Here is an 11,590-nt window from a genome sequence, read left to right on the forward strand (position 1 = left end):
CGTTTTCTTCAGCGGCCCACGCGCTGCACGCCTTCGAGGTTGCCCAGCATGCGCTTGAGCAGGGCGATGACCTGCTCGCGTTCCGAGGTGCTGAAGCCTTCCAGCAAGGCTTCCTCGCGCGCCATGGCCAGGCGGAACACCGCGTTGTGCAGCTTGTTGCCGGGCGGGGTCACGTGGTATTCGATCTTGCGCAGGCCCTGCGGCCGGGGCTCGAGCCAGCCGTTCTCCACCATGAAGGCGATCGACCGGCTCACGGCGCCCTTGTCCAGCCCCATCAGTTCACACGCCTTGGAGGCGGTGGACCAGGGGTAGATCTTGAAGTACGACAGGATGCGCCACTCGGTCACGCCGATGCCGAACTTCTCGTTGTAGAGGCTGGACGCGCTGCTGGACACCCGGTTGGACAACCACAGCAGCAGGCCGGGAACGTAGGTATCGAGATCGAGTTGCATGGGCTTTCAGGGGCGGTGTTCGTCGTCCGGCGCCGCCAGGCTTTGCACGATGCGCTCGAAGGCCCGGGCGGCATTCGGAGAATAGTGGATCATGGACAGGAAGGCGTGCAGCAGGCCGGGGCAGCGCACGGTTTCGCAGTCCACGCCCGCCGCCGCCAGGCGCTCGCCATAGGCCTCGCCCTCATCGCGCAGCGGGTCGCATTCGGCGGTGAAGATGCGCGCGGGCGGCAGGCCGGCGAGGTCGGTGGCCTGCAGCGGCGAGGCATCGGGGTGGCGGCGCGCCGCCGTGTCGGGGCAGTAGTGGTCCCAGAACCAGCGCATGTCGTCCGCGCTCAGCAGGTGGCCTTGCGCGAAGTCGCGGTAGCTGGCGGTGTCGAAGCCGGCGTCGGTCACCGGGTAGACCAGCACCTGCAGGTCCACCGGCCGCGCCCCGGGCAGCTCGCGCAGGCGCCGCGTGGCCACGGTGGCCAGGGTGGCGCCGGCGCTGTCGCCCATGGCGATCAGGCGCCGCAGGGGTTGGCCCAGCCAGGTCGCACCGGCCTGGCCGCCTTGCAGCAACGCGGCGATGGCGTCGTCCACCGGGCCGGGGTGGGGGCTCTCCGGGGCCAGGCGGTAGTCCACCGACAGCACGGCCGCGTGGGTTCGGGCCGCCAGCGTGGCGGTGAACGGGTCGTGGTCGGCCACCGAGCCCAGCACCCAGCCGCCGCCGTGGAAGTAGACGATCAGGTCGCCGTTGCAGGCTTCGGGCACGTAGAGGCGCGCGGGCAGTGGGTGGCCCTGGGGCGTGGGCAGGGCGAGGTCTTGCACCCGGGCCACCGGCAGGCCCTCGCCGAACAGGCTTTTCATGAGGGTGGGGAAGGCACGCGCCTCCGTGGCGGTGCAGGCCGAGAAGGGTTTGCGGCCGGCGGTGCGAACGCGTTCGAGCAGATCGAGGGTGGGGGCGTCGAAGGTCATGGGTGCAGGGTTCAGGAAAGAAAGGTTCAACCGTTGATCACGCCGCCGTCGACGGTGATCACCTGGCCCGTCACATAGGACGAGGCCTCGCCGCAGAGAAAACCGACGACGCCGGCGACGTCCTGCGGCGTGCCGAAGCGCTGCAATGGAATCTCGGCCAGGCGCTGTTCGCCGTGGTGGGCGATCAGGTCTTCGGTCATGCGCGTCTGGATCAGGCCCGGCGAGACCGCGTTGACCAGGATGTCGGGCGCGAAATCGCGCGAGAAGGCGCGCACCAGGCCGACGATACCGCCTTTGGCCGCGGCGTAGGCCGCACGGCCCGGCGTGCCGCGCTGGAAGGCGCGCGAGGTGCAGAGCACCATGCGCGAAGGCGTCCGCCGGTCGCGCGCGGCGCGAAAGGCCAGGGCCATGTCGTAGGCGGTGGTGAGGTTGCTGGCGATCGCCCGGTCCCAGCCCGAGCGGTCGGCGGGATCGAGCCGGTCGGTCTCGAACAGGCCGGCCATGTGCACCAGCGCGAAGGGCGGGCGCCCGCTCTCGTCGATGGCGCGCTCGCAGGCCGTGTGGTCGGCCAGGCGGGAGGTGCTGCAGCTCACCGCCGCGTGGCCTTGAAGCGCATGGCGCGCCCCGTCCAGCCGCGCGGCGTCCACGTCGATCAGGTGCACCGAGGCACCCGCGGCCAGAAAGTGCCGGGCGCAGGCCTGGCCGATGCCGCCCGCACCGCCGGTGATGAGCACGTGCCGGCCGGCGAATTCAGGGAAGGGGCGTTGCGCGTCAGAGGAAGGCATGCGGGGATTGAATTGGCATCAGGTTGATGGGTCAACCTATGGTAAACCCTTGGATCTGTTGTGTTGACATGTCAACCTAATGCGATCATAGTCCGACCCGTGCCGCGATCCGCGGCGGTGATTCAAGACGGAAAGTGGAACGATGGCGGATTCGGTTGGTCGGCTGGACATGTTGGTGGTGGGCGCGGGTTTCGCGGGCATCTACCAGCTCTACAAGGCCCGGGAGATGGGGCTGTCGGTGCGCGTGCTGGAGGCGGGCGACGGCGTGGGCGGCACCTGGTTCTGGAACCGCTACCCCGGTGCGCGCTGCGACGTGGAGAGCCTGGACTACTCGTACTCGTTCAGCCGCGAGCTCGAGGAAGAATGGGTGTGGAGCGAGCGCTATGCGCCGCAGGCCGAGATCCTGCGCTACATCGAACACGTGGTGGACCGCTTCGGCCTGCGCGACGGCATCCAGCTCAACGCGCGGGTGGCCAGCGCGGTGTTCGACGACGAGCGCCTGCTCTGGACGGTGCGCACCGAGGCCGGCGATGTGCTGGAGTGCACCTACCTCGTCATGGCCACGGGCGGCCTGTCGATCCCGCAGCGCCCGCAGTTGCCCGGGCTGGAGAGCTTCCAGGGCCGCTGGTACCACAGCGCGCAGTGGCCCAAGGAGGGTGTGGACTTCACCGGCCAGCGCGTGGCCCTGATCGGCACCGGCTCCAGCGGCGTGCAGATGGTGCCCGTGATCGCGGAGCAGGCCGCGCAGCTCACGGTGTTCCAGCGCACCGCGAATTTCAGCGTGCCGGCGCACAACGTGCCTTTCACCGAAACCGCGCTGGCGGCGGCGAAGGCGCGTTACCCGGACCGCCGCGCCATGGGGCGTGAAGCGATCACCGGCCAGTTCCTGAACGCCAACACGAAGACCGCCGCCGAGATGACCGAGGAGGAACAGCGCGCCGAGCTCGAGTACCGCTGGCGGGGCGCGGGCGGCGGTTTCCGCATGTTGCGCACCTTCGCCGACCAGATGAGCAACCTGGACACCAACCGCATGGTGGCCGACTACGCGCGCAACCGCATCCGCGGCGTGGTGAAGGACCCGGTCAAGGCCGAGCTGCTGTGCCCCAAGGACGACCTGCCGTTCGGCGGCAAGCGCCTGTGCGTGGACTCGCACTACTACGAGACCTTCAACCGCGAGCACGTGGACATCGTCGATGCGGCGGCCCACCCGATCATCGAGGCCACGGCCCGCGGCGTGCGCACCGATGCGCGCGAGCACGAGGTGGACGCCATCGTCTTCGCCACCGGCTTCGACGCCATGAGCGGCGCGCTCAAGGCGATCGACATCCGCGGTGCGCGCGGCGCGCGGCTGAGCGACAAATGGGCGCACGGCCCCACCTCCTACCTGGGCCTGGGCATCGCCGGTTTTCCCAACATGTTCGTGGTGGCCGGGCCGGGCAGTCCCTCGGTGCTGAGCAACATGGTGCATTCGATCGAGACCCACGTCGACTGGATCGCGCGGCTGCTGCAGCAGGCCCGCGCGGTCGGCGTGCGCCGCATCGAGGCCACGCAGGAAGCCGAGGACGGCTGGGTGCGCCGCTGCGCGGAGGAGGCCGACAAGACGCTCTACCCGCGCGCGAACTCCTGGTACATGGGCGCCAACATCGCGGGCAAGCCGAGGGTGTTCATGGCCTTTGTCGCGGGCGTGCCGCTGTACCGCCGGATCATCGAAGACGTCGCCGCCCGGAATTACCAGGGATTCGAGATGGCCTGAGCCACAGGCCACCACCACACCAGCATCCGAACCTATCCACCCGAGAGAGACACCATGATCCAACGCAGAACCCTGCTCCAGTCCGCCGCCGCTTTGGTGGCCGCCCCGGCCATCGTGGCCCGAGCGCAATCGCCCATCACCCTGCGCTTCCAGACCTTCGTGCCGGCGACCTCCAACGTGTACTCGCGCGTGCTGGTGCCATGGATGAACAAGGTCGAGAAGGAATCGAACGGGCGCCTGAAGTTCGAGCACTATGCGGCGATGCAGATGGGCGGCGCGCCCGCCCAGCTGTTCGACCAGGCGCGCGAAGGCGTGGTGGACATGGTGTGGTCGCTCGCCGGCTACACACCCAACCGCTTCCCGCGCGCCGAGGTCTTCGAGCTGCCGTTCTTCACCTACGACGGCGAAGGCGCGTCCAAGGCCGCCTGGGAGTACATGACGACCTATTCCGCCGACGAGCTCAAGGAAGTGAAGGTGCTGACCTTCCACACCCATGGCCTGAACGTGCTGCACATGAAGAACAAGCTGATCACCAGGGCGGCCGACTTCAAGGGCCTGAAGGTGCGCGGCCCCTCGCGCAAGGCGACGCAGATCCTGAGCGCGGTCGGCGCGATTCCGGTGGGCATGCCCTTGCCGCAGATCCCGGACTCGCTCTCCAAGGGCGTGATCGATGGCGCCATCATTCCCTGGGACACCGTGCCTTCGGCCAAGCTCGACGAGCTGACCAAGTTCCACACCGAGTTCGCCAAGGGCATGCCGGGCTTCAACAACAGCATCCAGTACATGGTGATGAACAAGGCGCGCTACGAAAACCTCGCACCCGACCTCAAGCAGATCATCGACCGGAATTCGGGCCTGGAGGCCTCGGGCCTGTTCGGTCGCGTGATCGCCGAGGCCGATCCGGTGGTGCGCAAGGGCGCGATCGACCGGGGCAACACCGTGCACGTGATGGGCAAGGCCGAGACCGAGGAGTTCATCAAGCTCACCGCGCCCATCACCGACGAATGGGTGGCCGACATGGACAAGCGCGGCTTCGACGGCAAGAAGCTGCTGCAGGGCGGGCGTGACCTGATCAACAAGTACAAGCCCAAGGCCTGAAGGCTTCCGCGCGTCGCGTGAGAGAGCCCGTCCAGCACGGGCTTTTTTTCGGGTGTCACCGACCGGTGTTATGGTCGCGCGTTTTTCTTCAACGCTGAAAGGATGTTCGATGCTGGCCCGCCGATTTGTCTGGACTTTGCTGCTGGTGCCCTTCTTGCTGGTGGGTTGCGGCAAGACCGATCCTCAGGCCGCGCTCGAAGCGGCGGTGCAGAAGCTGCAGGACAACCTGGAGGCGAAAAAGACCGGGGCCGTGATGGACCAGCTGCACCCGAGTTTCCAGGCGGGCGAGGGCATGGACCGCGAGTGGGCCAAGCGCACGATGACGCTGATGTTCATGCGCTACGCGAACATCAAGATCATCGCCGTCACGCGCAGCAGCCGCATCGACAGTGGCAGTTCGCAGGTGGGCCACACCGAGGCCAAGGTGGTGGTGACGGGCGCGCAGGGGCTCATTCCCGAGCGCGCCGAACCCTATGCCGTCCAGCTGCAATGGCGGCTGGACGGCGGCGAATGGAAGCTGATCGAACTGCATTGGGAGTGAATGTCCGAGGCCCGGGTCGGACTGGGCCTACAGACGCTCCGGGTACCCCTTCCTAGCATGGTGAATCCAGGGGCGGTGCCCCCCGCACCGCCTGGCTCTCAGGAGGTTCACACCATGTTTGCATCCATTTGTCACCACCCACGCGGCTGGGTGGCCGCAGCGGCACTCGCCGTCTGCCTGCCTGCGGCCTGGGCCGCGGGCCCCGACAAGGCCGCGATCGAAGCCGCCTACCAGCGCGACCGCGCCGCCTGCCAGGCCCTGAGCCCCACGCAGGACCGCACCAGCTGCCTGCGCGATGCGGGCGCGCACCGCGCGCAGGCACTGAAATCGGGCATCCGGGGTGGCTCATCGGCGCAAGACCTCGAGCGCAACGCGCTGCAACGCTGCCAGCGGCACACGGGCGAACAACGCACGATCTGCGAGCGCATGGCGCGTGGCGAAGGCTCGGTCTCCGGTTCCGTTCAAGGCGGCGGCACGATCCGCGAGCTGGTGACGCAGGAGACCCTGCCGGTGCCGCCACCACCGCCACCGCCGCCCCAGGCGCCCGTGTTGTCGCCGCCGCTGCAACCGGCGCCCATGTCCCCACCGCCGTCGCTCTCGCCACCGCCCTCGATGAACCCGTCGCCCGCGCCGCTGCCACCGGCGGCCCCGCCGCTGTCGCGCTGAGCTTCAGGTCAGAGCCAGTACTCCCACATCCGCGCGAAGAATTCCTTGAAGCGCAGGTTCAGGCCGCGCCGCTGCCATTCGGCGAGCGTGACCTGTTTCGACGCCGCGAGATCGGCGTCGAACAGCTTCTGCAGTTGGGCGTTGAACTCCGCGCCCAGCACGACCGCGTTCAATTCGTAGTTGTGCAGGAAGCTGCGCCAGTCCAGGTTGGTGGATCCGATGGTGGACCACACGCCATCGACCGAGCCCGTCTTGGTGTGCAGGATGACGCCCTGGCGTTCGTAGATCTTCACGCCGGCCTTGAGCAACTGCGTGTAGTAGTTGCGCCCGGCGTGGAAGATCAGCCACGAGTCGGTCTTGCCCGGCAGGATGAGCTTCACGTCCACACCGCGCCGCGCCGCGTCTTCCAGCGCCGTCAGCAGTTGCGGGTCGGGCGCGAAGTAGGCGTTGGTGAGGTGCACGGTGGTTTCCGCGCTGGCGATGGCCGAGAGCAGCGTGGCGTAGATCGCGCTGTAGCTGTCCTTGGGTGAGCTGCCGATGGCGCGCACCACGTCCGAGCCGGCGCGCACCGGCGTGGGGTAGTAGTTGCGCGCGGCGATGGCTTCGCCCTTCTGCGCCGCCCAGGTCTCCAGGAACAGCTTCTGGAACTCCGCCACCACCGGGCCCTGCAGCTGCACATGCGTGTCGCGCCAGGGGATGCCGTCGATGTCGCTCTTTTTCCCATCCGTCTTGCCGCTGCTGCCCGAGCCCATCGACAGGGAACCGCTGGAGTACACACCGCTGATGTTGATGCCGCCCAGGAAGGCGATGCGGCCGTCCACGATCAGCAGCTTGCGGTGGTCGCGCTCGTTGAGCTCCCACTCCTTGCGCGCCAGCGTGGGGTTGATCGGGTTGAACTCGATGACCTTGATGCCGGCGTCGGTCAGGCGCTTGAAGAACTCGTCGGGCGTGCCGATGGTGCCCACGCTGTCGTGGATCAGGTGCACCTGCACGCCTTGCTGCTGCTTGGCGATCAGCGCGTTGGCGAACTGCTGCCCCACCTCGTCGTCGTCGAGGATGTAGGTCTCCAGGTGGATGTGGTCCTTGGCCGTGTCGATGGCCGCGAGCATGGCCTTGTAGGTGGCCGGGCCGTCCTCCAGCAGGTCCACCTTGTTGCCGGCCGTCAAGGGGCTGCCGACGATGGCCTCTTCCAGCGCGAGGTGCCGCGAGAGCACGTCGCTGCCCTGGCCACCCGCGCGCAGGCGCTCCAGGATGGCGCGGCTGCGCTCGGCCGACAGCGGGCCCTGGGACCCTTCGAGGCGGACCGGGGGCGGGCGCCGGTCCAGATCCGGCACCACCCGCGGCAGGCTTTTGCAGCCGACCAGGCCGAAGACGAGCAGCAGGCCCGCCGTCAAGCCCTGGGCCCTTCGCCACGAACCGTGGGGCTGGTGCAACATGCTTTGAACCTCTTTTGTGACTTTGTTGTGAACAGCGGCGGGCATGGCGTGCAGGCGAGTTGTAACGAATGGTATGTTCAACGCATTGACATTTTGTTGAGTGTTCATCATGTTGCATCACCTTTCCTCCGCCCGTTGGATGTCCTTGTGTTCCGCTGTGCTGTTGGCGGCCTGCGGCGGGAGCGGGGGAGGGGCTGGCGCGCCCACGGGGCCCGCCCCTTCAACGACGATCAGCCTGAGCGTTCCTGAGCTGGCCCTCGCGGTATCGGGCAAGGCGCGCATTGTCACGGTGACCAACACTGGCTCAGCGCCTGCGTTGTCCGTCATTTACTCCTTGACGCCAGCAACGCCAGTGGCGGTCAACACGGTGTCGAGCTGCAGTACGCTGGCTCCTGGTGCCTCCTGCCAGATCACCATCACGCCCGGCGCCTCGGCGACGGCGGCACCGGGCATCACCAACCCGACGCCCATCACAATGAACGTGGGTGGCGTCAACACCAACCTTTCGACGACCGCGTTGCATGTGCTGGACTACGGCAGCGTTTTTCAAAATGGTTATGTGTTCGCGCTGGATGACACCACGTCCAATGCCACCAGCGTGGGTGGCAAGGTTGCGGCGCTGAATGACCTGGCTTCGACTCTCCCCTGGAGTACCACGCCAGCGCTGATCAATGCAGCCAGCCTGAACGATGGGATGGCCAACACACAGGCCATCGTGACCATCTACGATGCCCTTTCCGTCTCGCGCGCCGATTACGCGGCGGGCGCCTGCACTGCACTGCCTAGCAATGGCCAGAACCCTTGGTACTTGCCCGCCATTTGCGAGATGAGTTCGGCCGCCGCTGGCTGCACGCCGGGCCAACCCAACATGCAGACCAACCTGGTCGACACCAACGGCACGCTGACGGGCCCAGTCACATGGCATTGGAGTTCCACCGAATCACTGGCAATGCCCGTGACGCAAAGTATCCAACACCAATTCGCGACAGGTGGCACGTCGAGCCAGCGACCGGAACCCAAGGGCTCCTCGTTCAGTGCCCGCTGCGTTCGAGTCATCAAGACCCTTTGACGCGCTCCGCTCTTGAGTTAAGTCACCGGCGCCGGATTGAACAGCACCAGCGCGTTGTGCAGCTTCCAGCGCTCGGCCCAGGTCTGCTGGCGGCCGCTGGCGACCTCGAGCATGAGGTGGAACAGCTCCCAGCCCACGTCTTCGATGCTCGCCGTGCCGTCGGCGATGGTGCCGGCGTTGATGTCCATCAGGTCGTGCCAGCGCCGCGCCAGGTCGCTGCGCGTGGCGACCTTGATCACCGGCACCGGCGCCAGCCCGTAAGGCGTGCCACGCCCGGTGGTGAACACGTGCAGATTCATGCCCGCGGCCAGCTGCAGCGTGCCGCAGATGAAGTCGCTCGCGGGCGTGGCGGCGTAGGTCAGGCCCTTGGCCTTGAGCTTCTCGCCGGGTGAGAGCACGTTGCTGATCGGCGCGCTGCCCGACTTCACGATCGAGCCCATGGCTTTTTCCACGATGTTGGACAGGCCGCCTTTCTTGTTGCCCGGTGTGGTGTTGGCGCTGCGGTCCACGCTGCCGCGTTGCAGGTAAGCGTCGTACCAGGCCATCTCGCGCACCATGGCCTGGGCCACCTCGGGCGTGGTGGCGCGCGCGGTGAGCTGGGCGATGCCGTCGCGCACCTCGGTGGTCTCGGAGAACATCACGCTCGCGCCCGCGCGCACCAGCAGATCGGTGCAGAAGCCCACGGCCGGGTTGGCCGTGACGCCGGAAAATGCGTCGCTGCCGCCGCACTGCACGCCCACCACGAGTTCGCTGGCCGGCACGGTCACGCGCCGGCGCGCGTTCAGGCGCTCCAGGTGTTCCTCGGCCTGGCGCAGGATGGACTCGACCATGGACATGAAACCCACGTGCGCCTCGTCCTGCAGGCAGACCACATCCAGCCGGGTCTCGGCGGTGGTGCCCACGTCGGCCACGTTGCGCTCGTCCACCAGCGGGATCGAGCCCGGCGGCAGCAGGCGCTCGGGTTGCAGCTTCTCGCAGCCCAGGCTGACCACCATCACCTCGCCGCCGAAGTTCGGGTTCAGGCTGATGTGGCGCAGGGTGCGGATGGGAATGACGGCGTCGGGCGCGTCGATGGCCACGCCACAGCCGTAGCCGTGTTCCAGCGCCACCACGTCGTCCACGTTCGGGTATTGGGGCAGCAGCTCGGCCTTGATGCGCTGCACCGCGAAATCGGTGACGCCGGCGACGCACTGCACCGTCTGCGTGATGGCCAGGATGTTGCGCGTACCGACCGAGCCGTCCGGGTTGCGGTAGCCCTCGAAGGTGTAACCCTCCAGCGGGGGCTGCGGCGCGGGCTTCACCGTGGCCATGGGCAGGTTCTCCAGGCCGCGCGCCTCGGGCATCTGCAGCAGGCGCTCGTGTACCCAACTGCCGGCCGGGATGTGGTCCAGCGCGTGGCCGATGGGCACGCCGTAGCGCAGCACCGCCGCGCCGCGCGCCAGGTCCACCAGGGCCACCTTGTGCCCTTGCGGCACCCGGTCGCGCAACACCACGGCGCCGCCGGGCAGGGCGGTGCCGGCCGGCAAGCCGCCATCGTTGGCCACGATCGCCACGTTGTCGGCGGCGTGCATGCGGATGGTCAGCGGCACAAGGGCCGGGGGGGAAGCCAGGGTCTCGGGCATGCGCATCTCCTATGATTCAGCGCGCATCGCAGGCCGTTTGAGGCTACGATGTGATCAATTTGGTACCGGTACCATTTTAAGCCGCAAATGAAAGAAACCGACAACACCCGGCGTTCGCGCCGTGGCAGCGGGGCCATCACCCTGCGCGACGTGGCCAAGCTCGCGGGCGTGGCGCCCATCACCGCCTCGCGCGTGCTCAACACACCGGAGCAGGTGTCGGTGGACGTGCGCAAGAAGGTGCTGGACGCGGTGCAGAAGACGGGTTACGTGCCCAACCGCATGGCGGGCGGGCTGGCGTCCTCGCGCAGCCGCCTGATCGCGGCGGTGGTGCCCAGCACGGTGATGTCGGTGTTCATGGAGACCATCGAGTCGCTCAACGGCACCTTGTTCGACGCGGGTTACCAGCTGATGCTGGGCCAGTCGAGCTACTCGGCCAGCCGCGAGGAGTCGTTGCTGGAGGCCATCATCGGCCGCCGACCGGACGGCATTTTCCTCACCGGCGTGTTGCACTCGGGCAAGGGCCGCACGCGTTTGCTGGCCTCGGGCATTCCGGTGGTGGAGACCTGGGACCTGACGCCCGCGCCGATCGACATGCTGGTGGGTTTTTCGCACGCCGACATCGGCCGCGAGGTGGCGAAGTTCCTGATCGGCAAAGGGCGGCGGCGCCTGGCGATGATTCGCGCGGACGACGAGCGCGCCGACCGGCGTGCCAAGGCGTTTGCGGCGGAGGTGGCGCGCAGTGGGCTGGCCGAGGCCAAGGTGGAGGTGGTGGACGTGGGGGCTTCGCGCACGATCAAGAGCGGGCGTGATGCATTGACCCGCCTGCTGGAGATCGAGCCCGAGGTGGATGCGGTGTTCTGCAGTTCGGATCTGCTGGCTTCGGGGGTGGTGACGGAGGCGCGGGTGCGCGGCATCGACATCCCGGGCCGTCTGGCCATCGTGGGTTTCGGCGATGTGCCTTTCGTGGCGGACATGGTGCCGGCGCTGAGCACGGTGCACATCAACGGCGCGGACATCGGGCGCATGGCGGGGCGGTGTCTGATCGACCGGGCCGAGGGGCGGGAGGTGGCCCAGCGGGTGGTGGATGTGGGGTTTTCCATCGTCGAGCGGGATACCACCTGATTTTTCTCCGGCTGATCCGGTCCTCGGCGATCGGGGTGGCCGGCTCCGCTCATGTCCCCCGAACCGGCTGCGCCGGTTCTCCTCCTTTACTT

The 11,590-nt window shown here is 67.7% G+C and carries 11 protein-coding genes; 6 read left to right on the plus strand and 5 right to left on the minus strand.

Annotated features, from left to right (window positions below; translation table 11 throughout):
* Positions 1-8 precede the first annotated feature (8 nt).
* From AC3WPZ_RS06055 to AC3WPZ_RS06065, 3 genes are read right to left on the minus strand one after another with little or no spacing between them, the layout of a single operon-like run.
* Entirely contained in the window at positions 9-452 is a 444-nt protein-coding gene (locus AC3WPZ_RS06055; RefSeq protein WP_382161992.1) for a MarR family winged helix-turn-helix transcriptional regulator, read from the minus strand.
* Positions 453-458: 6 nt separating this feature from the next.
* The gene (locus AC3WPZ_RS06060; protein WP_492438623.1) at positions 459-1,406 is read right to left on the minus strand and encodes an alpha/beta hydrolase; all 948 of its coding nucleotides are present in this window, start codon (positions 1,404-1,406) and stop codon (positions 459-461) included.
* A gap of 26 nt (positions 1,407-1,432) precedes the next feature.
* Positions 1,433-2,191, minus strand: coding sequence for an SDR family NAD(P)-dependent oxidoreductase (locus AC3WPZ_RS06065; protein WP_492438625.1), 759 nt, complete (start codon positions 2,189-2,191; stop codon positions 1,433-1,435).
* A 142-nt stretch (positions 2,192-2,333) separates the two neighbouring features.
* Between AC3WPZ_RS06065 and AC3WPZ_RS06070 the strand changes: the two genes are divergently transcribed.
* The 4 genes from AC3WPZ_RS06070 (at position 2,334) to AC3WPZ_RS06085 (ending at position 6,249) form a co-directional block, all read left to right on the plus strand.
* Positions 2,334-3,944, plus strand: coding sequence for a flavin-containing monooxygenase (locus tag AC3WPZ_RS06070; RefSeq protein WP_492438627.1), 1,611 nt, complete (start codon positions 2,334-2,336; stop codon positions 3,942-3,944).
* A gap of 54 nt (positions 3,945-3,998) precedes the next feature.
* The gene (locus AC3WPZ_RS06075) at positions 3,999-5,042 is read left to right on the plus strand and encodes a TRAP transporter substrate-binding protein (RefSeq protein ID WP_382161982.1); all 1,044 of its coding nucleotides are present in this window, start codon (positions 3,999-4,001) and stop codon (positions 5,040-5,042) included.
* 109 nt (positions 5,043-5,151) lie between these two features.
* Positions 5,152-5,583 carry a hypothetical protein gene (locus AC3WPZ_RS06080; protein WP_382323188.1) on the plus strand — a complete coding sequence of 144 codons (432 nt, stop codon included), beginning with the start codon at positions 5,152-5,154 and terminating at the stop codon, positions 5,581-5,583.
* Positions 5,584-5,697: 114 nt separating this feature from the next.
* Positions 5,698-6,249, plus strand: a complete 552-nt coding sequence (locus AC3WPZ_RS06085) for a hypothetical protein (protein WP_492438629.1) — start codon at positions 5,698-5,700, stop codon at positions 6,247-6,249.
* 8 nt (positions 6,250-6,257) lie between these two features.
* Here AC3WPZ_RS06085 and cls read toward each other — a convergent pair whose 3' ends face one another.
* Positions 6,258-7,685: a cardiolipin synthase gene (cls, locus tag AC3WPZ_RS06090; protein WP_492438631.1), complete on the minus strand. Its 1,428-nt coding sequence runs from the start codon at positions 7,683-7,685 to the stop codon at positions 6,258-6,260.
* A 109-nt stretch (positions 7,686-7,794) separates the two neighbouring features.
* Here cls and AC3WPZ_RS06095 point away from each other — a divergent pair, with 109 nt between their 5' ends.
* Positions 7,795-8,754, plus strand: coding sequence for a hypothetical protein (locus AC3WPZ_RS06095; protein WP_492438633.1), 960 nt, complete (start codon positions 7,795-7,797; stop codon positions 8,752-8,754).
* Between the two features lie 17 nt (positions 8,755-8,771).
* Here the strand turns inward: AC3WPZ_RS06095 and garD are convergent, their stop codons facing one another.
* On the minus strand, positions 8,772-10,376 hold the full coding sequence (garD, locus tag AC3WPZ_RS06100) for a galactarate dehydratase (protein ID WP_492438635.1): 1,605 nt from the start codon (positions 10,374-10,376) through the stop codon (positions 8,772-8,774).
* A gap of 87 nt (positions 10,377-10,463) precedes the next feature.
* Here garD and AC3WPZ_RS06105 point away from each other — a divergent pair, with 87 nt between their 5' ends.
* A complete protein-coding gene (locus tag AC3WPZ_RS06105) occupies positions 10,464-11,498 on the plus strand; it encodes a LacI family DNA-binding transcriptional regulator (RefSeq protein WP_382323193.1) in 1,035 nt (344 codons plus the stop codon).
* Positions 11,499-11,590 lie beyond the last annotated feature (92 nt).

This window comes from Hydrogenophaga sp. FW305-3-2-15-A-LB1, assembly GCF_058787875.1.

Bases quoted from the DNA above. Each gene is read 5' to 3' on its own strand.
- AC3WPZ_RS06055 (WP_382161992.1), bottom strand. From the start codon at position 452: ATGCAACTCGATCTCGATACCTACGTTCCCGGCCTGCTGCTGTGGTTG.
- AC3WPZ_RS06060 (WP_492438623.1), bottom strand. From the start codon at position 1,406: ATGACCTTCGACGCCCCCACCCTCGATCTGCTCGAACGCGTTCGCACC.
- AC3WPZ_RS06065 (WP_492438625.1), bottom strand. From the start codon at position 2,191: ATGCCTTCCTCTGACGCGCAACGCCCCTTCCCTGAATTCGCCGGCCGG.
- AC3WPZ_RS06070 (WP_492438627.1), top strand. From the start codon at position 2,334: ATGGCGGATTCGGTTGGTCGGCTGGACATGTTGGTGGTGGGCGCGGGT.
- AC3WPZ_RS06075 (WP_382161982.1), top strand. From the start codon at position 3,999: ATGATCCAACGCAGAACCCTGCTCCAGTCCGCCGCCGCTTTGGTGGCC.
- AC3WPZ_RS06080 (WP_382323188.1), top strand. From the start codon at position 5,152: ATGCTGGCCCGCCGATTTGTCTGGACTTTGCTGCTGGTGCCCTTCTTG.
- AC3WPZ_RS06085 (WP_492438629.1), top strand. From the start codon at position 5,698: ATGTTTGCATCCATTTGTCACCACCCACGCGGCTGGGTGGCCGCAGCG.
- cls (WP_492438631.1), bottom strand. From the start codon at position 7,685: ATGTTGCACCAGCCCCACGGTTCGTGGCGAAGGGCCCAGGGCTTGACG.
- AC3WPZ_RS06095 (WP_492438633.1), top strand. From the start codon at position 7,795: ATGTTGCATCACCTTTCCTCCGCCCGTTGGATGTCCTTGTGTTCCGCT.
- garD (WP_492438635.1), bottom strand. From the start codon at position 10,376: ATGCCCGAGACCCTGGCTTCCCCCCCGGCCCTTGTGCCGCTGACCATC.
- AC3WPZ_RS06105 (WP_382323193.1), top strand. From the start codon at position 10,464: ATGAAAGAAACCGACAACACCCGGCGTTCGCGCCGTGGCAGCGGGGCC.